The organism is Pseudophaeobacter arcticus DSM 23566 (assembly GCF_000473205.1).
GTDB classification, from domain to species: Bacteria; Pseudomonadota; Alphaproteobacteria; order Rhodobacterales; family Rhodobacteraceae; genus Pseudophaeobacter; species Pseudophaeobacter arcticus.
Map to the genome: position 1 here is coordinate 1,398,556 of NZ_KI421507.1, position 20,593 is coordinate 1,419,148.

Below are 20,593 nucleotides of genomic sequence, written 5' to 3' on the forward strand. Positions count from 1 at the left end.
ATCGTCTGACCCGTATATACCACCAAGACTAGGGCGGAATTATTGTGGCAGCAAAACCCGTGCTGCGGCCTGCACCATGCCAGAGCCGTGCAGGAACAGGATAACCATCCCTGTCAGCAATGCGCGCACTGAAAGCACCAGATCGACACTTCGAATGCCATTTCCCATCATTGAAAGAACCGCACGGGGCAGGGCAAAGAGCCAGCTCAGGCGGCTTTTGCCAAACACCGTCTGATAAGAGGCATGAGAGGCGACCGAGGGAACTCTGCGCCCTGATTTGGCGCGCGGTGTTCGGCGCCTGGGGCTGCCTTGGATCTCGTTGCAATGTTGTTCCAGACCTGCTGTTGCCTCATCGGCAGATCCAAACCGGGCTTGCCCCCGGGCGCGTTCGGCCTCGGCTTCGGCGCGGGCCTGATCCGCCATCCAAAGGCGCGACGCGGCGGCAGACATTTTTTTTGGTTTTTCCATGGCTGGAGCTGCCGCCACCAAAGTCCGGGCCAAATGGGGGGCGGGCTCTGGAGACTTTTGGACAGAGGAGGCATCAGCCATAACCTGTTCCAACAGCGCATCCGCCGCCATAACCGCAGCCTCTGTATCGTTGACGACCATGGCAGGGGAGGCACAAAGCTCCACCGTGAGAGGCTCGTCCGCCGGGGTGAAAGCTCCAAGAAACTGTTTTGGCGTCAGAGGCCGGTTGGTCTCTTGCCAGAAAATGACCACAGGATCTAATGTTTCTGTCAGCCGTTTCAGGATCATGGCGAGCAGAATTTCCGAGATTTCCTGATCGCAGACCTCGGGAAAACAAGGGGTCATTGCCAGCTCGATATAGGCCGCCGGTGCCGGAATGCCGGGCGGGGTGCGTACGCCAAGCCGTAGTGGAATACGGCGCAGTCGCAGGCTGATCTTGTATTGATCGCCATCCAAGCCGATCCGATGCGGATCACGGGCATTGATCTGAAGTGCGGGATGGCCGAATTCTTCCAGTGTATCCAGCAGCTCTGTCAGCGCGAGTGTCAGTTTTTCTTCGCTGCGGTGTTCAAACCCCAGCTTGCCTTTATATTGCTCTACCTGTGCCACCGTCAGGGTCCTCCGTTCGGGGTGCTCTGCAGCAACAATAAGAGGGGATCTGGTTCAAAAGTGAGGCGGAGAGAGACAATAGATGAAGACGAATTCAGATTTTACTTTGCTGTTGTGATGTTTTGAATTCTTGTTTTATTACGGATGTTTATAGGGCGGATTTGTTCCGGGTATTGATGGAATTGGGCAAGAAAAGGGCGCTCTGCGGCCACTTTGATGCCGCATACCCTACAATCAGCCCCAAACGGCGGGATTGTTCCAGCCACAAAACACAAGGGTCAACAGCGGCGGAGTTGGGGGCGCAGTCGCAGGATTGTTTCCCCCCATGAGATGTCCCCAAAGACCTCCCTGATCTGTCGGCCTGTTAGTTGTCGATCTGACGCCCCATGATGGCGAGCGACTGTTGATAGACTGTTGCGGCGTTCCACTCTTTTAGGACGCGGTAATTGGGTTGGCCCTCCTGGTAGCCCTTGCCACGCTTCCAGCCCCGTTTTTGCAAATAGCGCGCGGTTGAGGCGAGGGCGTCCTCCATATCATAAAAATTGACCCGCCCGTCGCGGTTCCAATCGACGCCGTATTCCAGCGCATTGCCGGGCAAAAACTGGGTATGTCCCAGTTCGCCGTGTTTCGCCCCCAGAGTGGCAGGGGTGATGGCGCCCTGGTCCACCAGTTTCAAGGCTCCCAAAGCATGGGGTTCAAAGAAATCAGAGCGGCGGCAATCATAGGTCAGGGTGACAATGGCCGAGACAATCTGGCTATCGCCCATGTAGTTTCCAAAGGCGGTTTCCATCCCGTGGATGGCGATCAAGACCCCGGCCGGGACGCCGTATTTGCGTTCCAGGGCGGCGTAGAAATCTGCATGGCGCGCCCTGCGCTTGCGGCCCTGGGCCACAATGGTGGCAGAGCCGCGGATCTGCATGAATTTTTCCAGACTGTAGCGAAAGCTCTTTTGGTTGCGGTCTGCGGCGATGGTACGGGTGGCGTATTGGGCCTGCGCCAGGGCCTGCAGCCCCGCTGATTTCACCCCTGCACGGCGCGCGACCTTGGCAAAATCAGCTTTCCAGGCGTCAAACCCGGCAGCGCGATTGCCACAGGGGGCGGCGGCTGCGGGCAGGGCAAAACTGCTGACACCAAGGGTCAGGGCGAGGGCGGCAAAGGCAATGAGGCGCATAAAATTGATCCTGAAAACAATTGAAACAAGTGCAATCAAAGTCTAACGGGCTGGCGGGGGGAGTCTAACGGGAAAACTGCGATCTGTTTCTCATTTCTGACGCAGGGCTTTAGCCAAAGGCACTGGCCGCAGACAGCGCCAACCCATCGGCCACCGCCGTCATGGCATTGCGGTTTTCGACCCTGGCATTGGGGCAGAGCTGACGCAGTCCTGCTTCAAGCGAAGAGAGCAGCGAGGAGCCACCGACCATGACCAGCCGATCAATCCGCACCGGAGCCACATCTGCCGTCTCTAATGTTTCAGCGGCGCTATGCGCAATCTGCGCCATCATTGTGGCCAGGCTTTCCTGCATCAGGGCTTGCGAGAGCGGGGCAGAGAGGCCGCGTTCCAGGATGCGCAGGTCGATCCGTGGATCGGTCGCCATCGCACCATTGGCCCCATTGGCCTGGATCTTGCCGCGCTCCACCGCAAAGGCCAGATCATGCCCCAGCTCGTCTTCCAGTACAGAAACCAGCCGGTTCAACTTGACAGGTTCAACCGCATATTTTGCCAGATCACGGGCGGCACGGCGGCTGTCAGCAGCATAGAGAAAAGGGATCATCTGCCAGGTGGCCAGATCGTTGAACAACCGGTTGGGGGCGGGCAGGGTCTCTTTGCCAAAGGCATTGCGGATCTGGCTGCCGCGCCCCAACAGCGGCATCACATGGTCAATGCTGATCTGGCGGTCAAAATCGGTGCCGCCCAGGCGTATCCCGTGAGAGCCCAAAATGCGGGTCTCACCGCTGCTGTCCTGCTCAAAAAGGGTGAAATCCGATGTGCCACCGCCGATATCCACAATCAGCCCCAGCCCCGCCGAGGGCGTTGCAGAGCGCACTGCGGCCTCGGGCTCATAGAGAAAGCGCACATCTTCAAACCCGGCTGCCAGGTAACAATCGCGCAGATCAACCTCGGCCTGGGCATCGCGGGCGGGATCATTGCTGTGGAAATGCACCGGTCGCCCCGACAGCGCATGGGTGAATGTCTGATGTGTCGCGGCCTCGGCACGGGATTTCACCTCGGCCAGGAAGCGCGCAATGATCTGGATAAAATCGGTAACCTCGCCGTTGATGCGGCGCTCTTCGCGCAACAGCGGCGTGCCCAGCAGGCTTTTGAGCGCCCGCATGAACCGGCCTTCGTCGCCATTAATCAGCGCCCGGGTGGCCGAGCGCCCAATGCGCATCGGGCGCTTGGGCTCAAAAAACACCGCTGTGGGCAGGGTGGTCTCCCCCGGTTCCATCTCAACCAGAAACGGCGCGTTGCCAACCGCAATTCCGGCGGCGGAATTGGAGGTGCCAAAGTCGATGCCCAGGGTCATCGGCGTGGTGGTCGCGGGTGCGGTTGCAGGCATGAGTTGGCTCCTCATCAGGGGACTGGAACGCGCCTTCCTACAGAAGCCAAGCAGGTGCTTCAAGAGACAAGCGCGCCAATGCCCATCTTGCGCAACGCAGGGCGCAAACCCGGCAATAAAAAAGGGCACCCGGTTGGGGCGCCCTTCCTTATTCAGTCTAACCGTGAAGGATTAGCAGCTGTAGTACATGCCATACTCAACAGGGTGAGGCGTGTGCTCATAGGTCTGAACTTCTTCCATTTTCAGAGCGATATAGCCTTCGATCTGATCCTTGGTGAAGACGTCGCCCTGGATCAGGAAGTCGTGATCGGCTTCCAGTGATTCCAGCGCTTCACGCAGGGAGCCACAGACGGTTGGGATATCGGCCAGCTCTTCGGCGGGCAGGTCATAGAGGTTCTTGTCCATGGCCTCACCGGGGTCGATCTTGTTCTTGATACCGTCAAGACCAGCCATCAGCAGAGCAGCAAAGCACAGGTAGGGGTTGGCGGCCGGATCGGGGAAACGGGCCTCAACGCGCTTGGCTTTGGGGGATTCAGTCCATGGGATCCGCACACAGCCGGACCGGTTACGCGCAGAATAGGCGCGCAGAACGGGGGCCTCGAAACCAGGGATCAGGCGCTTGTAGCTGTTGGTCGCTGGGTTGGTGAAGGCGTTCAGGGTCTTGGCGTGCTTGAGGATGCCACCGATGAAGTACAGGGCTTCATCCGAGAGATCCGCGTATTTGTCGCCCGCAAACAGTGGCTTGCCGTCTTTCCAGATCGACATGTTCACGTGCATGCCGGTGCCGTTGTCGCCATAGATCGGCTTGGGCATGAAGGTGGCGGATTTGCCGTAGGCGTGGGCCACGTTGTGGATCACATATTTGTATTTCTGCAGCTCGTCGGCCTGTTTGGTCAGGCTGTCAAAGATCAGGCCCAGTTCGTGCTGGCAGGAGGCAACCTCGTGGTGGTGCTTGTCCACTTTCATGCCCAGACGCTTCATGGTCGACAGCATTTCGGAACGCAGGTCCTGCGCTTCATCGGTGGGGTTCACCGGGAAGTAGCCGCCTTTGAGGCCAGGGCGGTGGCCCATGTTGCCCATTTCATACTCGGTGTCGGTGTTCCAGGAGGCGTCTGTCGCGTCGACCTCGTAGGAAACCTTGTTGATCGAGTTGGAGTAGCGCACGTCGTCGAACAGGAAGAACTCGGCTTCGGGACCCATGTAGGCCACATCACCAATGCCGGATGCCTTCAGATAGGCCTCGGCTTTCTGCGCAGTGCCGCGGGGATCACGCTCGTAGGCTTCGCCGGTGTCGGGCTCGACGATGGAGCAGTGGATGCAGATGGTCTTTTCGGCGTAGAAAGGATCTACATAGGCGGACGTGGTGTCTGCCATCAGTTTCATGTCGGAGTTTTCGATCGACTTCCAGCCAGCGATCGAAGAGCCGTCGAACATGAAGCCTTCTTCGAGGAAGTCTTCGTCAACCAGGTCCACGTCCACGGTGACGTGCTGCAGCTTACCGCGCACATCTGTAAAGCGGATGTCGACATAGGCGGCATCTTCGTCTTTGATCATCTGGAGAACTGCGTCTGTGCTCATTCCCTTGGTCCTTCTGATTTTGATGTCAGGTAGTATTGTTTACAGTGCGTCCGTGCCGGACTCGCCGGTACGAATACGGATGGCCTGTTCGACGGGCGAAACAAAAATCTTGCCGTCGCCAATCTTGTCGGTTTTAGCAGCGTCAATGATGGCTTCAATGGCGGCTTCGACCTGATCGGCCTCGAGCACAACCTCGATCTTCACTTTGGGCAGGAAGTCGACAACATATTCTGCACCGCGGTAAAGTTCGGTATGGCCTTTTTGGCGGCCAAAGCCTTTGACTTCGATGACGGAGAGGCCCTGCACGCCTACATCCTGTAGCGCTTCCTTCACCTCGTCCAGTTTGAACGGCTTGATGATGGCTTCGATCTTTTTCATGCCTTGGACTCCTCACAACCTTGTCGAAGCTCGTCAGATCATTTCTTATTGGTGACGACAATGCGCTGTGCTGTCTCAGGGGGAGCAAGCTGGCAGATTTGAGTGCATCTGATTAAAAAATAGGCGATGCGCCCTAAATTTGTGCAAAAGTGAATCGCCAGGTCTTTGGGAGAAGGAGAGCCCTCATGATGGAACTGCTAACGGCCGCCCAGATGCGTGCCATAGAACAGGCCGCCATCGAGTCGGGGGAGGTCACGGGGCTGGAGCTGATGGAGCGCGCGGGCACCGGCGTGGTGGAGGCCATCTTTGAGGAATGGCCGGAACTGGAATTGGTCGGACAGGAGGGGGGCGCTGCCCCCGATCCTGCGGATCCCCCCCGAGGTATTTTGGGCAAGATGAAAGCCCTGGTGCTTTGTGGTCCCGGAAACAATGGTGGTGATGGCTTTGTTGTGGCGCGATTGTTGCGGGCGCGTGGCTGTGAGGTGGAGGTGTTTTTCTTTGGAGAGGCTGCGCACCTGCCGGCGGATGCGCGGGTCAATTTTGACCGGTGGTCAGAAATTGGGGCGGTGAAGCCGTTACAGGATGATGTATTTGATGGATGGCCGGATGAGACTTCGGGGGTTCACATTGTCATCGACGCCCTGTTTGGTACCGGATTGGCACGCCCGTTTTTGCAATGCCGCCATTTGTCGAGGAGGATGAACAGCTGTTCCGAGTTGGCCAGAACGAGAGATCTGTTTCCCAGGGTTGTTGCCGTGGATATTCCCAGTGGGCTTTGTGCGGATTCCGGGGCGTGGCTCGGGGATGATCAACCGCTTGATTTTGCGGGGCTGGCAAACCTGACCGTGACCTTTCACAGTTTGAAGCCAGGGCATTTCTTGGCTGATGGGCCTGCAAGCTGCGGCAAAGTGGTCTGTACGGATATCGGGTTGACTGCGCCATCAAAGCTGGGGTCGTTGTCGCGCAACGCTTTGATTGAGATGTATAATGACAATCGCCCTGGGCGGCATATTGTGTCTTTGGTTGGCGGTGGAGGGGAGCCCCACCTGTCGGCAAAACAGGGGCCGCATAAGTTCTCCCATGGTCATGCTCTGGTTTTGTCGGGGGGGCATGGCCGGACAGGGGCGGCGCGATTGGCGGCGCGCGGAGCGTTGCGGATTGGTGCCGGGCTGGTGACACTGGGGTCGCCCCGTTCGGCGATGTTTGAAAATGCAGCACAGCTGACAGCGATCATGCTGCACCAGATTGATGGTGCCCATGGGGTAAGTGAGCTGTTGGAAGACAAGCGGTTCAATGCCCTGTGTCTTGGCCCTGGGCTGGGCCGGGGGATGGATACCCAGGCGGTGGTGATTGCCGCCTTGAAAGCGCGGCGCGCGACTGTTTTGGATGCTGATGCGCTCACTCGATTTGAGCGCGATCCGCAGGTGCTGTTTGATTTGCTGCATGAAGATTGTGTGCTCACGCCACATGGGGGGGAGTTTGCAATACTGTTCCCGGATCTGGCGGCAAATCTTGCCGCGAGACCGCAAACAGGCCCGGCCTATTCCAAGGTGGATGCCACCCGCGAGGCCGCCGCGCGGTCGGGTTGCGTGGTGCTGTTCAAGGGGGCTGATACGGTGATTGCTGATCCAACAGGGCGCTGTTCGGTGAATTCAGCGCAGTATGAAAGGGCAGCGCCGTGGTTGGCCACTGCCGGGGCAGGGGATGTGTTGGCCGGGTTTATTACCGGGCTTCTGGCGCGCGGGTTGTCGCCAATGGCAGCGGCAGAGGTTGGGGCCTGGCTGCATGTGGAATGTGCCCGACAATATGGCCCCGGCCTGATTTCTGAAGATCTGCCAGAGCAACTGCCAGCCGTGTTGAACCGGCTGGAGCAGGGGGCTAGGCGCATGGGGCTGTGATGCGGGATTGGGTTGTGATGCGGGATTGGGCGCTGAGAGCTGCCCTGGCCGCTGCAACCTCTAGCCCGCTGGCATAGATGATATGGGGGCGGCTAAAGCGCAGAACTGTCAGCGTCATCTGGCGCAGCCCAAGATCGCAGATGAACTCCCCATCGACCAATGAGGCGGCCCGCGCCAGAGCCTGTGGTTTGCCAAAAATGGCTTTGGCCCGCCAATCACGAAGCAAGACCTGCTGGTCGGCAGGCAGGATCACATCACAGTCCGGGCGGCTGTCCCCCAGAGAGCCGGGCGCAAACCAAATGGCTTTGGTCGTGCTGAGATGCTGCTCTACCGCGAGACAGCTCACCAGTCCCAGATCGCGCGAGATGATGCTGTCGCCGGGCCTGAGTGTCTCGACCTTGCAGTCGCCGCGCCGCGTGAGCAACAGGGTGCCGGGTAGAAACCCGATAGAGATGGTCTGCGTGTCATTGACCTCGGGAGGGGGATGGTGCGGGCGCTTTGCCGGAGTCGCAAGCAACGACCCCGCAGGCCAAGGGGCTTGCGATTTCACGGTTTTGTACTCTTTTTGCCTCAAGTGTTTTTTGACCAGCCTAGGAGAGATCAAGGATCTGGTCGCGTCAATTTTTCCAGGCGGCTGCATAATGCGTTAATTTTTTCAGGATTGTTGCGCTCCTGCATTGTTCTGATTTTGGTGAAATTAGCGCTCGCATCCGATTGCAACCTTTGCTATCCACCGCGGCACGCGAAGAGTGATTTGCGAAACGTGCGGGTGTGGCGGAATTGGTAGACGCACCAGATTTAGGTTCTGGCGCCGCGAGGCGTGGGGGTTCGAGTCCCTTCACCCGCACCAACATCTAAACCGACGTGAACGGTTTAGAACATTTATCCTTATAAAATAAGAGTGTTGCGGGTTTTTCTGAATTGAGTGACTACCCATGATGTGCAGGAATGTGTGATGTGCAGGAATGTGTATTCGTTTACGCATATTTTCCGCACGGCGCGCAATTCATGGCGTCTATTCGTAAGCTCAAATCAGGATACCGGCCAGAGATTGCCCGCAGGGGTGTCCCCGTTCGCCGGGCAGTGAGAAATCCACTTCAATCGCTGGACACTCGCGTGTGCAATCATCCTTGAGGTTCGCTGTACGGAATTTGCGCCCGTTCGCCAGCGCATCACTGGTGAAGTCAAGCGACCAACGTTGATTGGCCGCAATCGGGCACCAGCCACGCTCACGGCCTTCCTTGGGGATCTTTTTGCGTTTGGTTCGGCGCAGCCATAGCCGTTCTTCGCGGTAAATCCGCTCGACAACTTTGACGTTCACCTTGAAACCCTCGCGCACCAGTCTTGCGTGGAGCATGCGATAGCCATACCTTCTGTGCTTTCCTGACAAGGTGATCAGGCGTTCCCGGAGCCGCACGTGGCGATCCGGGCGCGCCAGATACGTCAGGCTTGATCTGGATATCCCAACAAGCCTGCATGCCCGCCGCTCGGTGAATTGGTGATCGCGCACCAGAGTTCTCACGGCATCCCGGCGGGCAGCAGGCGCCAGGAGGGTCCGCAGGCTCACTCGAACGCATGGCGTTTGCCTGCTTCCATTGCCAACAGCCCCTTGAGACCGGCGTTATCAAGCATGGCGTCGGCCAGGAGGCGCTTCCGTTCCGTGTTCTCTGCCTCAAGATCCTTCAACCGCCGCAGCTCGGATACTGTCATGCCGCCATACTTGGCTTTCCACTTGCACAAGGTGGCGTCCGACATTCCGTTCGGCGCGACAAACGATCCCCCGGATCGTTTGCTTTACGCTTGAACTGCGGCACAGCTCCGAGACTTTGGCTCCCGCCGCATACTCCTGCAAAATCCCGACAATTTGTTCCTCTGTGAACCGTGACTTGCGCAGTCTTCGTTCTCCTCGTTGCTTTGAACGTTACGAGAACAAACTCTCAATTTGAATGGCCCAAAATCTTGGGGACACGTCAGAATCAGCCCAACCATGACGTTCGCGCCAAGCATGGCCACGCATATATTGTGAACGCGAAACTGTTGAGTGATTTCCCGAATGGGCCTCAGGGTATTCACAAAATGGTCCACGATATTTCCGGCGCGGTCTAATCGAAAAGCCCTGCGAAATCAGCTACGTCACGCTCAGTCTTGATCAAGCGCAGACTCTTCGCATACGACCTTCACTATCTGCGCCATTTCCGTTTCAAAGGTGTCGGTTGAATGCGTGGTTTTCTGCGCTTTAACATCTTCGATGGATTTGGTGTCCACACTGTGCGTAAACCACTTCAAAAACGTGCGCATCACATGCGAAACACCTTCCTCACGGACGCTCCTCAGGTCTTCGGCGAAATAAGAGTTGCCGGCGTGGTGTCCAGTGATGATTTCGTATGACGGGAAATAGGCGACCCCATCGTTGCCTTCCGACAGCTCTTCAGCCGCGACCCGAAGAACTGATTTGGAATAAATAGTCGCGGACAGTGCACTTTTGCCTGTTGCTGTAGCGACCAAAGGAACAGGTGAAACTGTTAGTATGACTTTCACCGTCGGATTTATATTTCTCAGCTTAGAAATAAATAAGTTCAAGTCGTCAATAACTTCCGACACGCGCCAATTCTTAAACGTGTATTTTTCTTCCGAAAATTCGCCACCCGATACTCCGGGGCACAATGGGAAAACCGTGCCGTCGTCGCGCGACATCCAGCTTTCAGTGAGACCTAGCGTGAAAACGAAAACATCCATAGTTTCGAACATCTGTCGCACTGCAAGTAGATGCTGCGCTCTGTCGAATAGAGCCTCATCAGAACTAACAAATCCATTTGGCTGGATCTGGGGTCGCAGCGGATCAACAAAACTGTCCCTGTAGCGCCAGATCGGCTCTGACGACTCGAATGTACGAAATGCTCGATCAAAAAGCTGAAGGAGTTGACGGGCCGTATAGATGTTGCCGTATCGGCAACTGAAGGTACCGTAATTGAAGTCACGCAGGATGCTTTCGGAAAGCAAAGGGTGACCTGTCTCTTCGACGTAGTAGTTGAAACCCGTCGCTTGCAGATGACGCGCAATATGTTGGGAAAAACAGCTTCCTGCAGTTGCTACTTTGTCCGATTTTTCAATAAGAAACGGTACAGAAGTGACCGGGTCACATTCATCTCGGTCAACGCTTGCTACTGAGCGTCGCCAAAAGGCCGAATCGGGAAGTGTTTTGTATGGATTGTTTCCCATCTTTCTCAAGCTTCCCTTCTTTTTCTGGGGGTTTTTAGGTAGTCTGACAACTGATCCAAAACCTTCGACCCAAAATCAATGTTTCCGTGTGTAGGGTCCGCAAATCGCGCCATTTCTTCCGTAAGGTAGCCATCTTTATCTACCGTTTGCGCAGGAACTTCTAAATATGGAACATCCAGATCATCACAGGCTTCACGTATCAATTCATCATATGCCCGCCATAAAACAAGCGGGAAGTGATCGGCACATATTCCGTAATTCTTCACCCGCTCCAGATAGGGTCCTTCGAGCTTCAATGTTCCATGCTCATCAAATAGATGCGTGCTATACCGCGGTGGCGGCGGCGCTTGCAGATACACCACATCATCACCAAGCCGGCACTTAAGTTCACGCAGCAGGCGAATGCCGAAATCGCTCTTTTCGGCCATCTTTTCGGCCATAAAGGCTTTCGTTAGAGGCTCTGTGAAGTAGAACTTTTCACCATTGTTTTCTTCACAAAATCTGTCACCGAAGAAAGCAAAATCGAAAGGCTCTGGATGACTAAATAAACCAAAATGAGTGTGGATGGCGCCCAAAAGGGAAAACGCAAAACTAGTATTTTCGTTCTCACTTCGACAGGAGTCAATTTGTTTTAAAATTTCCACATTTGGTTTATTGTCAAGAAACAGCGGCTTAAACTGGTCGTTATGCAGGTTGATAAAGGAAGCACCCATTCCCCATTCACCAGGAGTTTTTTTTGAATACGCGGCTGAAAGAGTTCCTACGTGACTTTGCCCCAAAATAATACAGTTGCTCAAAGCAGAACCTCACTCGAATTTTTCTGACCTGCGATTAGACTGGTGAATCTAATCCATTAAGCTCAAGCGGCGCTACCATATATCACTCTTCTCAATAGGACCAATGCTAGCGCGCGCCCGTCCGATACCCCAACTCATCACGTTGTTCGGGGCTAACAGCGGGTGTGGTATTTGGCAAGAACTTTGATGCTGTCAACTGGGCCTGTCGTCGTAGGCCTATTCGCTCACCCGAGGTCAGCGAATAGACAGCGCGGTAGGTCGTAGCCTCCTCGATGCTGGAACCCCGATCATGTGGCGCGTCCGGGCGGATGATCAATGCATCTCCGGATCTGGCAGGGCGCTGCATTCCGGGATAGGCAAAGCTTTGAACGCCCCAATCGGTCATTCCCACTACGTCGCAATCGTGCGGAGGGAGGCAGAATGCTTCCGTCAAGCCACTTGCACGGACAAGCTCCAGTCCCAGGGGGACTTTGCCTTCGTAGGCACTTGGGCAAATAACGACCTCAGTAGCCCAATCAGCGCAGTGGTCTGCCGCTGGGGCATCTCTACGCAGGTCTGGAATGTGGTGCAGTTGCAATCGCAACTGCCTCAGGCCGCCTGGGCGCCTACGCCTGCCAATGTCACGGCCAGATCATGGGTACGCTGCTCGGCGGCTTCAAAGGACGCCTTATAACGGTCGTCCTTGAATTCCTGATATTCAATTGCGATTGTATCGATATCCTCCGCTGCGACGCCAAGGTAATGCGCACAGGCCGCCAGTGCCGGGTCCAAAGCATTGAGATCCGCGCCTACACCACCAGTCGCAAAGCCAAACTCCCCGCGTGCCGACAAAACAACCAACCGTTTTCCCGATAGGACCGGCTCGATTGGCGTATCGCCACGCGCAAGGTCAAAGGAAAAGGTCTTGCCAATCCGCGCGACATGATCGATCCACCCCTTCAAGGCCGCCGGCATACCGTAGTTGTACATCGGCGCGCCCATCACGATGATATCCGCAGCAGTCACTTCCTCAATCAGCTCATCAGACAGTGCGAGCCGCTCATGCATCCACGGCTCACGCTCCTGTGTTGGGGGAAACGCGGCATGGATGAACCGGTGATTAATGGATGAACTGGTGATCAATGGCCGGAATGGGGTTCATTCCGACATCCCGGACGATCACTTTCGTGTCTGGTGCATCGGTCCGAAACCTTTAGGCAAAAATTTCGGTCAGATGGCGTGTCAAAGACCGGTCTTCCAATTGGGCACTGGCCTCAATCCGCAGCAAGCTGGGCATGGGACATCTCCTTGGATTTTGCATGCCCCGTCTTGTTTACCAACCCACCAAACAACTGGAGAAATCGCATTTATCAGGGCATAGATGAATGAAATTCATCTCAACTGTAATCCGAAGGCAGAAATCCGATGCGGCGTCTTCCCCCCCTACATGCTCTCAGGGCCTTTGAAGCCGCCGCGCGGCATCTACATTTTGGCCATGCCGCCGCAGAACTTCACTTGACGCCGACCGCGATCAGCCACCAGGTGCGCCAACTGGAAGAGATTTTGGGCGTGAAGCTCTTTCAGCGTTATCCGCGCCCCATTTGCCTGACTGCCGAGGGCGCGGCCTTGTATCCAGTGCTGCGCGAGAGCTTCGACCGCATGGCTCACGCCATCGTTGAACTTGCGCCGCAAGACAAAGACCGTCCCTTGACGGTGTCTGTCACTGTGGCTTTCGCCAGCCTCTGGCTGATGCGCCGCCTGCCGGACCTGAACCGTCAGACCGGGTTGACCCTGAAGATTGAAGCCGACAACTGCCCCGTGGACCTTTCCGCAAGCAACGTCGATTGTGCCGTGCGCTATGCTCGCCAGGCGGGTGCAGAAGACCATTGGTTGCCGCTCTTCAAAGACCGCCTCGTACCGCTCTGTGCACCGGATCTGGTGCACAGCAATTCTATCGAGGGCGATGCCGATATCCTGCGGTTGCCGTTGATCCAATACCGATGGGCCTCTGAAACGGATGCACCGCCAAGCTGGCAGAGTTGGTCGCAAGCCGCTGGCTTAGCTGGAGAAAATCCAGAAATCTCGCAGCATTATTCCGAGGAAATTAATGCCATCGACGCTGCACTCGCGGGTCAGGGTGCAGTATTGGCATCCAGTGTCTTGGCTTCCTCCGCGGTGGCAGCCGGGCATCTGGTGTGCTTATCTAAAACCGCATTGTCGGGGCGAATGTTCTGGGCCGTGGCCCGCAACGGACACCCGCGGCTCAGCGAGGTGGAGAGCTTTTCGATTTGGGCGCGATCTACCAGTTGAGCCAGATAAAAGCAACGCGGCTTGTTTCCGCATGCCTCCTCTCAGACAGGGTTCCATATCTGCACGTGCAGCGAAAGGCAGCATTCGGAGGCGGCAGTGCGACCAGCGTGTCCGGGTTTGCAGGCAGAAGGTTGAGTTGGCTAGGTGTATTTCTGCACGTCTCTGACAACGGTGCCGAGCGCAACATCGCCCTGGTCAGCTCTCGGGAAGCATTTTGCTCTTGCAGCAGAGTCTTCGCTGCGACTTGCGTGAATGTCGAGCTTGGGCTGGAAGCGGTCGGTTCAGCTGATCCCAAGAAAACTGCCAGAGGCAGGGCTATAACATAGCTGCGATTTTCACCTCACGCCAACGGGCGCGCGCTACTGCCGCCGGTTAGCGGCGAGGTCAGAGTTGCATGACGCAGCCCACAATCACCAAGACCATTTCGCTGGGCACAATCCTTAACCTCGCCACAATCCTCACCTCCCTGGCTTTTGCCTGGGGGCAACTCAATACGCGCATATCTGTGACCGAGGAAACGATCAGCCGTCTCGATGGCCGGGTGGTGACGCTGGATGACTTTCAGCGCCGTGAGGATCAAATCGACCGTAGCCGTCTCGCTAGGTGTCAGTGATCAGGGTTGGCAGTCAGGCTTCAGTCATCTCGGTCTCCAGGACTTGAAGGGGCCGCCCCGCGGAGGGGGCGGCATTTGGTGGATCAGTTGAGGGCGCCGGGCAGGCTGAGATCGCCCGAAGCGATGTCGAAGACATCCGTCACGCAGAGCAGCGGCGCATGGATGTTTGTGTTCACCCGCAAGGCCGAGGTCACACCGTCATAGGCGGCACCGCTGACAGCGTCCGGTTTGGCGAAGGGCACGGTGAGAGAGATTTCCGGCCCGTCGAACAGTGGTGCATAGCCTGGGCTGTCGATGAAGATCGGGAGCCCAGGCCATGTCGCGGGCATGGCGGGCGTTGCACCTTCGGGAATGTCCCGCACGCCGAGAGCGCCTTCGCCGCAGGCCTCGGTCGGCGTCAAGACAACCCAATGGCTGTGCCACAAAAGCCCGTCATTGGCCGGATTGCCGTCGTTGTTTTCGTCAAAGAGCGGCGTGTCGTCGAAGTCCGGATGGCTGGTCGCGGCCAGAGCCAGGATGCCTGTGCCGCCTTCGAACCCGACCACCGCAGGGTCCAGCGAGGTGGGCCAGACATAGGACAGCACGGGGGCACCGGCGAGGGCGCCGCTCGGGTCTGGTTGCTCTGATCCTGCGACACCGTTCGTTGTCATGTGGAACGTCACGAGACGGCTATCACGATGGGCATGGGCGGCGAGGATATCAAAGGCCGCGGTTTTGAAAGCGTCAGCTGGCGAGGGGATGGCCCCGTCTTGGTGGATGGCATGGTTTTCATCGGCGAAGGCACCGCTGGCCAGAGCCAGGGCGCAAAGGGATGTCAGAAGGATGCGGGTCATGATGGTCTCCATTCATTAAAGATAGCGAGTCGATATCATTTGGTGAAAGTTATTGCAATGATGATTTCGACTCGCTACTTTGCGCGTATGAAAATAGCCAACCACATCCGCGCACTTGTTAGTCGCCTCACCCGCCTCGACGCCTCGGATACCTGGGGCGATGATCTGAACCCGGCGCAGATCTCCGCCTTGGAGTATCTGTCCTGTGCCAACCGCTTCTCGCGCGCACCCTCGCACGTGGCCGAGTATCTGGGCACGACGCGGGGAACGATGTCGCAGACGCTCAAGGCGCTGATGCGCAAAGGCTATGTGTCCGAAGCGAGATCCGAGGCGGACAAGAGGTCGATCCGGTATGATCTCACTGAAACAGGTTTCGCCGTGGCGGGGCGAACAGCCGCCTTGACTGAGGCCATTGCAGCGCTGCCCGCGGACCGCCAAACGGATCTTGCCGAAACCCTCTCGACAGTTCTGAAATCCCGTCTTGCAGCGCGCGGCGGGCGCGCCTTTGGTATGTGCCGCAGCTGCGCCTATCATCGCACGACCGGTGATGGCGCGTTTTGCGCCCTGCTGTCGCTGCCCCTCGCAGCGGAAGAGGGCGATCAGATCTGCCACGAACAGGTGGCAGCATGACGACCCGCGTCACCATTGAAGGCCTGTTCGCGGGCGTCGTTGAAGTGCACTGGCCTGGCAAACCACCATCGGCGATCAGAAAGCGGCCGCTCTCGCAGACTGTTTCGGTAACAGAAGGCGGCCTCGACGGAGATATGCAGGCAGACCTGACGGTGCATGGCGGTCGGGACAAGGCCCTACATCACTATCCCGGGGAGCATTATGCGGTCTGGTGCCATGAGTTGGCTCGCGATGATCTCGTGCCCGGCGGGTTTGGCGAAAACATCACGACCACCGGTCTGACGGAAGAAACGGTGTGCATCGGTGACGTGTTCGCGCTCGGAACGGCAAGGGTGCAGATCAGCCAGGGTCGGCAACCCTGTTGGAAACTGAATTCCTACACGGCCGACGACCGGATGGCATGGCGCTTTCAGAAAACGGGACGGACAGGGTGGTATTACAGGATTTTGGCACCCGGCGAGGTCGGCGTCGGGGCGACCCTGACGCTGATCGACAGGCCCTGTCCGGAGTGGAGCGTCGCTCGCGTCACGCGCGCACGATTGACCCGACGCATCTCACGTCAGGACGCGGGGACCCTGGCAGACCTTGCCGAACTCGCCAACGGCTGGCGTGACGCGTTCGCCAGACTGGCGCAAGGCAATAGGCAGGAAGATACCGCAAAGCGGTTGCAAGGCTCATGACCTAGGCGTTTTTCGTGACAGCATTTGATGGCCCGAACCTTGTCGTGCTCAGCCTCGAAGAGCGGGGGAAGGGAGATCTCGCCAGCGTCGCGTTGCGGGTTCAAAACCCCGGTGCTCTTGGGGTCTTGATCGATCACATGGCAGTTCATACTATTTTCTCAGTCCGGTGTTGGAAAATATCCGACCTTCACGTTGGCGGCTCAAATCTGCTGGTCCATCGAATGGGATGGCATCTGTGCCGCGTCGTGCCATCGGACAACTTTTGCGGGAACGCCTGCAACGGTGCAGTTTGGCGGCACCTCTTTCAGGACCACGCTGCCCGCTGCAACTTTGCTCATCGCTCCGATTGTTACATTCCCCAAAACTTTGGCGCCGGCGCCAATCATGACGCCCTGTGCGATCTTGGGGTGTCGGTCTCCGATCTCATTGCCGGTGCCGCCCAGAGTTACATTCTGCATAACCGAGACATTATCATTGATCACTGTCGTTTCTCCGATCACGACACCGGCCCCGTGGTCAACCAGAATGCCGCGCCCTATGCTGGCAGCGGGGTGAATATCAGGCCCCAGCACCAGAGACACCCGGTTGGCCAGCCAGGCGGCAATGTCTGTACGCCCGTCCTTCAAGAGCTGATGCGCGATACGATGTGCCTGAACCGCTTGGAATCCTTTGAAGTTCAGAAGGGCATGAAGGTAACTGGTGCAGGCGGGATCGCGGTTGTAGGCGGCTTGGAGGTCCGCAACGGTGGCATTCGGCACGGACGGATGTGAATGCAAAATCTCGGCAAACAAATCCCCCAAGGCGCTGACATCAACTCCAGTTGCATGAAGAACCGCTGAGAGGTGACGTGCCAGCATCCACTCCAACGAAGATGCCTGCGCAAGGGGGGCAAGAACTGTGTTCAGGATCGGCTCCTGCCTGCGCAGCTGATTGACCTCGCTCACACATATCTCGAACATTGACTGCCGCGTATGTCCATCGGTCTTTTGCAAGTTCACAAGCATGTTTGCCCTAATACCGGATGTTTGATCCACCTTGGGGCGCCTTTGTGTTTCTTGGTGTTTTGACAAGGTTCAGAAGGTTTCGACATTGGGCCGCAGCTCGATTTCATAGGTCCAGGCGCTCTTGTGCTGTCGAGACAGCTCAAGATAAGTTCGGGCAACTTCATCGGGGTGAAGCGTGGTGTCCGGGTTTGCGTAGGGCCCTCCACGATCAGGCCAAAGGATCACGCCATCCAGAACAACATGGGCGACGTGGATGTTCTTTGGCGCCAGTTCGCGTGCCAGGCTTTGGCATAGACCGCGCAGCGCAAATTTTCCCATCGCAAAGGGGGCGGATTGTGCAAACCCTTTCAGCCCTGCGGACGCGCCAGTGAACAGCATTGTTCCACTGCCCCGCGCGATCATTCGCCGTGCTGCCGCCTGTGCTACAACCAAAGCCCCCCAGCCATTCACCGACAAAGTTGCGCGCACGAGATCCAGGTCAAGGTCGGCAATCGGGCCACGCATATAGGCCCCGGCGTTATATACAACGAGGTCCGGTGGTCCCAAATCGGTATCCACCTGATGAAACAGGGTTTTCACATTCTCAACCTCCGACGCGTCGCAAACATAGTGCTTTGCGCCAATCTCTGCGCAGAGTTCCGGCAGTGATCCCGAGCGGCGCGATGCAAGCGCCACATCATATCCGGCCTGCGCAAATGTCCTGGCCAGTGAGGCCCCGAGACCGGGGCCTGCACCAACAATCAGTGCCACTTTATCCATGGAACTGCTCCCAACTCACGCGAGAGCTTGCAGACATCTTGGTCACTTCGACAGGCGCGCTCAGCCATGTTTCGTATTTTTTGAAAACGCGTGTGGTGTAGTCTTGCGCGTAGTGGGCGTTCAGTGCCGCCTCATCTTCAAAGCATTCAAACAGATGCAACGTGTTGCTGCGATCTTGGCTGACAAATGCCGCAAAGACGTGACACCCAGGCTCTTTCAGAGTGGGCGGAATGATCGCATCCAGGGCGGCCTTGGCCGCGTCGAAATACTCGGGCTTTATCTGGATTACCGCGAACAGGAACAGTTTGGGTTGATCGCCAGCCATTTACAGGCCTCCCATGTAGACAGGTTTCAGGCCTTTGATGAGCTCAGCTTGTATTGGCATGACTGCATCGTTAACGGCGGTAACCCCCATGTCCTGGCCAATTTGTGTCCGGATCGGGCGCGGAGCGTCCATGTCCACAAGATCCGCAATGCGATTTGCGACGTTGACGGCATCCGTGCTCGCATCCCCTTGCTCAAACATGCCCTGAAACATCCCAAGAAGACGGTCCCGGCCATTGGCCAAATCCCCATAATCCTGAACGCGCGGCAAATCAGCAGGTGCGGGGGCTGTTGTGACCAGATCGGTTCCGTGGCCGCTGGGCTCGACCAGAATTGACTCGATGCCGAGAGGTTCAAGTTCATAGTGCAGCGATTCACAATAGGCTTCCATCGCCCATTTGCTGGCACAGTACAGTCCGAAGAACGGCATCCCGAAGCGACCTGCAGAAGAGCTTAGGCTGATGATAAGGCCAGACTTTCTGGCGCGCATCGCCCCAAGAACGGCGCGGCTCATCCGCATGATGCCGTACACGTTCACGTCAAACAGATCTTGAGCCTGCTTGACCGTAAATGCCTCGGTCAGGCCAACAGGCATAACGCCTGCGTTATTGATCAGCACATCAATCGGGGCCTCTGCTTCGATTTTTGCAACTGCTGCAGTGCAGACAGCTTCGTCCGCGACATCCAATTCGATTGGCACAATGCGGCCGTCAGAACTGTCAGAAAACGCGGTCAATTCAATCGCGGCACCTTTGTTGCGCCCACTCAGATTGCGCATTCCCGCGTAAACAGTATGCCCGCGCGACGCGAGGGATTTGGCTGTGAGCAGACCGATTCCCCGGCTTGCACCGGTAATGAGGATTGTTTTTGCAGATGTCATTGTTGTTGTTCCTTCATTTTGAAGACTGTGCGCATAAAGAGCGCAAGCGGTTCGTCATTCCCGCTGGCTTTCATGCGTGTTAGGGCTCCGCTCCAGGCGTTCATCAACCAGTCAGCTGCTTGTGCCGAAGTGAGATGTTCAAGTCCAAGTTCGGACAGTTCGACCTTGCTCAAGCACTCTGCCACCACGGCGGTCATGTCCCGCCAGTGAGTGTCCAACACAGCCTGAAACGCAGGTCTTTCGTCAGCAAGCTCCGTCGAGAGATTGCACATCAGGCATCCCTGTTGGAATTTGCGGTTCCTCATATCCTCGCGGGCTTGTTCAAAGAATAAGCGCAGGCGGTCGATATGGGGGTGTGATGGGTCTTCCAGACATTTCTTTGCCGAGGCAATCTGCGCCTCGTTGTAGCGATTGGCCACCGCTATCCCGAAGGCTTCTTTGGACGGGAAGTGGTGATAAAAGGAGCCTTTGGGCACGCCTGAGCTTGCCAGGATGTCATTGATCCCGCTTTCGGAAAAACTGGACTCTCGAAAGGCATGTTCGCCGGCATCCAAGAGTTTCTCACGGTTTAACATCTGTGTGTTCTGGTCTCTTGGGCGTGCCAATTTTGTTATCTCCTGCTGTTTTCCAGATTTTAAATAGACCAGTCTCTTATTAATTAAAAGCACGTCCCATTCACACTATCGTTATTATCCTTCGCGCAGGGGCGCCCAGATGGATCCTGAACTGTTGATCGACAAAACCAATGGCGCTGCAGGCCCTTTTGAAAGGTGGCTTGATCCGTTGAAATCGCTGCCCAAAGTTTCCTTTGTAAAATCGTTGCTGCCTGACTGGCATGGTGCATAGCAATCGATTCAAACTTGCAGCGAAGGCCTGTCTGCCAGGCTTTTGAAACCTACTGGATGCCAGTTTGCCAGGCCTTGCCAATAGCCAAACGCGGTTCCATTTTGACGCCCTGGGACTGGAAAGGGGGAGGGTGATTTTGTGTTGTTTTCGCTATTGGATGGAATCACATGAGACCCTATAAGCCACGCGACGACGACACAGGGCAAAATCACTAGGGGTGTTGGGTTATG

Annotated in this window: 25 protein-coding genes and 1 tRNA gene; 7 read left to right on the plus strand and 19 right to left on the minus strand. The window is 56.7% G+C overall.

What is annotated here, in order from left to right:
• Positions 1 to 39 precede the first annotated feature (39 nt).
• From ARCT_RS0110680 to ARCT_RS0110700, 5 genes are all read right to left on the minus strand, one after another.
• Positions 40 to 1,077 carry a hypothetical protein gene (locus ARCT_RS0110680; RefSeq protein WP_027240064.1) on the minus strand — a complete coding sequence of 346 codons (1,038 nt, stop codon included), beginning with the start codon at positions 1,075 to 1,077 and terminating at the stop codon, positions 40 to 42.
• A gap of 364 nt (positions 1,078 to 1,441) precedes the next feature.
• Positions 1,442 to 2,248 carry a lytic murein transglycosylase gene (locus tag ARCT_RS0110685; protein WP_036784745.1) on the minus strand — a complete coding sequence of 269 codons (807 nt, stop codon included), beginning with the start codon at positions 2,246 to 2,248 and terminating at the stop codon, positions 1,442 to 1,444.
• Positions 2,249 to 2,357: 109 nt separating this feature from the next.
• A complete protein-coding gene (locus tag ARCT_RS0110690) occupies positions 2,358 to 3,635 on the minus strand; it encodes an Hsp70 family protein (RefSeq protein WP_027240066.1) in 1,278 nt (425 codons plus the stop codon).
• A gap of 171 nt (positions 3,636 to 3,806) precedes the next feature.
• A complete protein-coding gene (gene glnA, locus ARCT_RS0110695; RefSeq protein WP_027240067.1) occupies positions 3,807 to 5,213 on the minus strand; it encodes a type I glutamate--ammonia ligase in 1,407 nt (468 codons plus the stop codon).
• Between the two features lie 39 nt (positions 5,214 to 5,252).
• Positions 5,253 to 5,591 (minus strand): P-II family nitrogen regulator, encoded by a 339-nt coding sequence (locus ARCT_RS0110700; protein ID WP_027240068.1) that lies wholly within the window; start codon positions 5,589 to 5,591, stop codon positions 5,253 to 5,255.
• A gap of 185 nt (positions 5,592 to 5,776) precedes the next feature.
• Here ARCT_RS0110700 and ARCT_RS0110705 point away from each other — a divergent pair, with 185 nt between their 5' ends.
• Positions 5,777 to 7,489, plus strand: coding sequence for an NAD(P)H-hydrate dehydratase (locus ARCT_RS0110705; RefSeq protein ID WP_036784749.1), 1,713 nt, complete (start codon positions 5,777 to 5,779; stop codon positions 7,487 to 7,489).
• Here the strand turns inward: ARCT_RS0110705 and ARCT_RS25850 are convergent.
• The gene (locus tag ARCT_RS25850; protein ID WP_240476299.1) at positions 7,470 to 8,039 is read right to left on the minus strand and encodes a Hint domain-containing protein; all 570 of its coding nucleotides are present in this window, start codon (positions 8,037 to 8,039) and stop codon (positions 7,470 to 7,472) included. The genes ARCT_RS0110705 and ARCT_RS25850 overlap by 20 nt on opposite strands.
• 215 nt (positions 8,040 to 8,254) lie before the next feature.
• Between ARCT_RS25850 and ARCT_RS0110715 the strand changes: the two genes are divergently transcribed.
• Positions 8,255 to 8,339 (plus strand) — tRNA-Leu (locus ARCT_RS0110715).
• Positions 8,340 to 8,516: 177 nt separating this feature from the next.
• On the opposite strand, the gene ARCT_RS27060 is transcribed toward ARCT_RS0110715, so the two are convergent.
• From ARCT_RS27060 to ARCT_RS25865, 7 genes are all read right to left on the minus strand, one after another.
• The gene (locus tag ARCT_RS27060; protein ID WP_322786414.1) at positions 8,517 to 9,056 is read right to left on the minus strand and encodes an IS3 family transposase; all 540 of its coding nucleotides are present in this window, start codon (positions 9,054 to 9,056) and stop codon (positions 8,517 to 8,519) included.
• On the minus strand, positions 9,053 to 9,244 hold the full coding sequence (locus ARCT_RS27960; protein WP_154665343.1) for a transposase: 192 nt from the start codon (positions 9,242 to 9,244) through the stop codon (positions 9,053 to 9,055). The genes ARCT_RS27060 and ARCT_RS27960 overlap by 4 nt, the downstream gene beginning before the upstream one ends.
• On the minus strand, positions 9,162 to 9,383 hold the full coding sequence (locus ARCT_RS28940; protein ID WP_154665450.1) for a transposase: 222 nt from the start codon (positions 9,381 to 9,383) through the stop codon (positions 9,162 to 9,164). Before ARCT_RS28940 ends, ARCT_RS27960 begins: the two co-directional genes overlap by 83 nt.
• Positions 9,384 to 9,628: 245 nt before the next feature.
• Positions 9,629 to 10,708: a GSCFA domain-containing protein gene (locus tag ARCT_RS0110730; RefSeq protein ID WP_027240070.1), complete on the minus strand. Its 1,080-nt coding sequence runs from the start codon at positions 10,706 to 10,708 to the stop codon at positions 9,629 to 9,631.
• Between the two features lie 5 nt (positions 10,709 to 10,713).
• The gene (locus tag ARCT_RS0110735) at positions 10,714 to 11,505 is read right to left on the minus strand and encodes a hypothetical protein (RefSeq protein WP_154665344.1); all 792 of its coding nucleotides are present in this window, start codon (positions 11,503 to 11,505) and stop codon (positions 10,714 to 10,716) included.
• 106 nt (positions 11,506 to 11,611) lie between these two features.
• The gene (locus tag ARCT_RS28945; protein WP_379652493.1) at positions 11,612 to 12,088 is read right to left on the minus strand and encodes an AraC family ligand binding domain-containing protein; all 477 of its coding nucleotides are present in this window, start codon (positions 12,086 to 12,088) and stop codon (positions 11,612 to 11,614) included.
• 5 nt (positions 12,089 to 12,093) lie between these two features.
• Positions 12,094 to 12,552 (minus strand): FMN-dependent NADH-azoreductase, encoded by a 459-nt coding sequence (locus tag ARCT_RS25865; RefSeq protein WP_240476300.1) that lies wholly within the window; start codon positions 12,550 to 12,552, stop codon positions 12,094 to 12,096.
• A gap of 357 nt (positions 12,553 to 12,909) precedes the next feature.
• On the opposite strand from ARCT_RS25865, the gene ARCT_RS0110745 reads away from it, so the two are divergent.
• Positions 12,910 to 13,794, plus strand: a complete 885-nt coding sequence (locus ARCT_RS0110745) for a LysR family transcriptional regulator (RefSeq protein ID WP_027240072.1) — start codon at positions 12,910 to 12,912, stop codon at positions 13,792 to 13,794.
• Between the two features lie 394 nt (positions 13,795 to 14,188).
• The gene (locus ARCT_RS0110750) at positions 14,189 to 14,407 is read left to right on the plus strand and encodes a hypothetical protein (protein ID WP_027240073.1); all 219 of its coding nucleotides are present in this window, start codon (positions 14,189 to 14,191) and stop codon (positions 14,405 to 14,407) included.
• A gap of 83 nt (positions 14,408 to 14,490) precedes the next feature.
• Here the strand turns inward: ARCT_RS0110750 and ARCT_RS0110755 are convergent, their stop codons facing one another.
• Positions 14,491 to 15,240: a hypothetical protein gene (locus ARCT_RS0110755; protein ID WP_027240074.1), complete on the minus strand. Its 750-nt coding sequence runs from the start codon at positions 15,238 to 15,240 to the stop codon at positions 14,491 to 14,493.
• A gap of 87 nt (positions 15,241 to 15,327) precedes the next feature.
• Between ARCT_RS0110755 and ARCT_RS0110760 the strand changes: the two genes are divergently transcribed.
• Together ARCT_RS0110760 and ARCT_RS0110765 are read left to right on the plus strand one after the other, a co-directional pair.
• A complete protein-coding gene (locus tag ARCT_RS0110760; RefSeq protein WP_027240075.1) occupies positions 15,328 to 15,870 on the plus strand; it encodes a MarR family winged helix-turn-helix transcriptional regulator in 543 nt (180 codons plus the stop codon).
• Positions 15,867 to 16,550 carry an MOSC domain-containing protein gene (locus tag ARCT_RS0110765; protein WP_027240076.1) on the plus strand — a complete coding sequence of 228 codons (684 nt, stop codon included), beginning with the start codon at positions 15,867 to 15,869 and terminating at the stop codon, positions 16,548 to 16,550. Before ARCT_RS0110760 ends, ARCT_RS0110765 begins: the two co-directional genes overlap by 4 nt.
• 200 nt (positions 16,551 to 16,750) lie before the next feature.
• Here the strand turns inward: ARCT_RS0110765 and cysE are convergent, their stop codons facing one another.
• From cysE to ARCT_RS0110790, 5 genes are all read right to left on the minus strand, one after another.
• Positions 16,751 to 17,509, minus strand: a complete 759-nt coding sequence (gene cysE, locus ARCT_RS0110770; protein WP_240476301.1) for a serine O-acetyltransferase — start codon at positions 17,507 to 17,509, stop codon at positions 16,751 to 16,753.
• A 114-nt stretch (positions 17,510 to 17,623) separates the two neighbouring features.
• Entirely contained in the window at positions 17,624 to 18,313 is a 690-nt protein-coding gene (locus tag ARCT_RS0110775; RefSeq protein ID WP_027240078.1) for an SDR family NAD(P)-dependent oxidoreductase, read from the minus strand.
• A complete protein-coding gene (locus ARCT_RS0110780) occupies positions 18,306 to 18,638 on the minus strand; it encodes a putative quinol monooxygenase (RefSeq protein ID WP_027240079.1) in 333 nt (110 codons plus the stop codon). Before ARCT_RS0110780 ends, ARCT_RS0110775 begins: the two co-directional genes overlap by 8 nt.
• The gene (locus tag ARCT_RS0110785) at positions 18,639 to 19,517 is read right to left on the minus strand and encodes an SDR family NAD(P)-dependent oxidoreductase (protein ID WP_027240080.1); all 879 of its coding nucleotides are present in this window, start codon (positions 19,515 to 19,517) and stop codon (positions 18,639 to 18,641) included.
• On the minus strand, positions 19,514 to 20,092 hold the full coding sequence (locus ARCT_RS0110790; protein WP_240476302.1) for a TetR/AcrR family transcriptional regulator: 579 nt from the start codon (positions 20,090 to 20,092) through the stop codon (positions 19,514 to 19,516). Before ARCT_RS0110790 ends, ARCT_RS0110785 begins: the two co-directional genes overlap by 4 nt.
• 139 nt (positions 20,093 to 20,231) lie before the next feature.
• On the opposite strand from ARCT_RS0110790, the gene ARCT_RS28795 reads away from it, so the two are divergent.
• Entirely contained in the window at positions 20,232 to 20,363 is a 132-nt protein-coding gene (locus ARCT_RS28795) for a hypothetical protein (RefSeq protein WP_276202243.1), read from the plus strand.
• Positions 20,364 to 20,593 lie beyond the last annotated feature (230 nt).

Excerpts from the sequence above, each read along its gene's own strand:
- ARCT_RS0110705 (WP_036784749.1), top strand. The coding sequence starts at position 5,777 with ATGATGGAACTGCTAACGGCCGCCCAGATGCGTGCCATAGAACAGGCC.
- ARCT_RS28795 (WP_276202243.1), top strand. The coding sequence starts at position 20,232 with ATGGATCCTGAACTGTTGATCGACAAAACCAATGGCGCTGCAGGCCCT.
- ARCT_RS0110755 (WP_027240074.1), bottom strand. The coding sequence starts at position 15,240 with ATGACCCGCATCCTTCTGACATCCCTTTGCGCCCTGGCTCTGGCCAGC.
- ARCT_RS0110685 (WP_036784745.1), bottom strand. The coding sequence starts at position 2,248 with ATGCGCCTCATTGCCTTTGCCGCCCTCGCCCTGACCCTTGGTGTCAGC.
- ARCT_RS0110785 (WP_027240080.1), bottom strand. The coding sequence starts at position 19,517 with ATGACATCTGCAAAAACAATCCTCATTACCGGTGCAAGCCGGGGAATC.
- ARCT_RS0110730 (WP_027240070.1), bottom strand. The coding sequence starts at position 10,708 with ATGGGAAACAATCCATACAAAACACTTCCCGATTCGGCCTTTTGGCGA.
- ARCT_RS0110750 (WP_027240073.1), top strand. The coding sequence starts at position 14,189 with ATGACGCAGCCCACAATCACCAAGACCATTTCGCTGGGCACAATCCTT.
- ARCT_RS0110780 (WP_027240079.1), bottom strand. The coding sequence starts at position 18,638 with ATGGCTGGCGATCAACCCAAACTGTTCCTGTTCGCGGTAATCCAGATA.
- cysE (WP_240476301.1), bottom strand. The coding sequence starts at position 17,509 with ATGTTCGAGATATGTGTGAGCGAGGTCAATCAGCTGCGCAGGCAGGAG.
- ARCT_RS0110775 (WP_027240078.1), bottom strand. The coding sequence starts at position 18,313 with ATGGATAAAGTGGCACTGATTGTTGGTGCAGGCCCCGGTCTCGGGGCC.
- ARCT_RS0110690 (WP_027240066.1), bottom strand. The coding sequence starts at position 3,635 with ATGCCTGCAACCGCACCCGCGACCACCACGCCGATGACCCTGGGCATC.
- ARCT_RS0110790 (WP_240476302.1), bottom strand. The coding sequence starts at position 20,092 with ATGTTAAACCGTGAGAAACTCTTGGATGCCGGCGAACATGCCTTTCGA.
- ARCT_RS27960 (WP_154665343.1), bottom strand. The coding sequence starts at position 9,244 with ATGTCGGACGCCACCTTGTGCAAGTGGAAAGCCAAGTATGGCGGCATG.
- ARCT_RS0110760 (WP_027240075.1), top strand. The coding sequence starts at position 15,328 with ATGAAAATAGCCAACCACATCCGCGCACTTGTTAGTCGCCTCACCCGC.
- ARCT_RS25865 (WP_240476300.1), bottom strand. The coding sequence starts at position 12,552 with ATGCATGAGCGGCTCGCACTGTCTGATGAGCTGATTGAGGAAGTGACT.
- ARCT_RS0110765 (WP_027240076.1), top strand. The coding sequence starts at position 15,867 with ATGACGACCCGCGTCACCATTGAAGGCCTGTTCGCGGGCGTCGTTGAA.
- ARCT_RS0110700 (WP_027240068.1), bottom strand. The coding sequence starts at position 5,591 with ATGAAAAAGATCGAAGCCATCATCAAGCCGTTCAAACTGGACGAGGTG.
- glnA (WP_027240067.1), bottom strand. The coding sequence starts at position 5,213 with ATGAGCACAGACGCAGTTCTCCAGATGATCAAAGACGAAGATGCCGCC.
- ARCT_RS0110745 (WP_027240072.1), top strand. The coding sequence starts at position 12,910 with ATGCGGCGTCTTCCCCCCCTACATGCTCTCAGGGCCTTTGAAGCCGCC.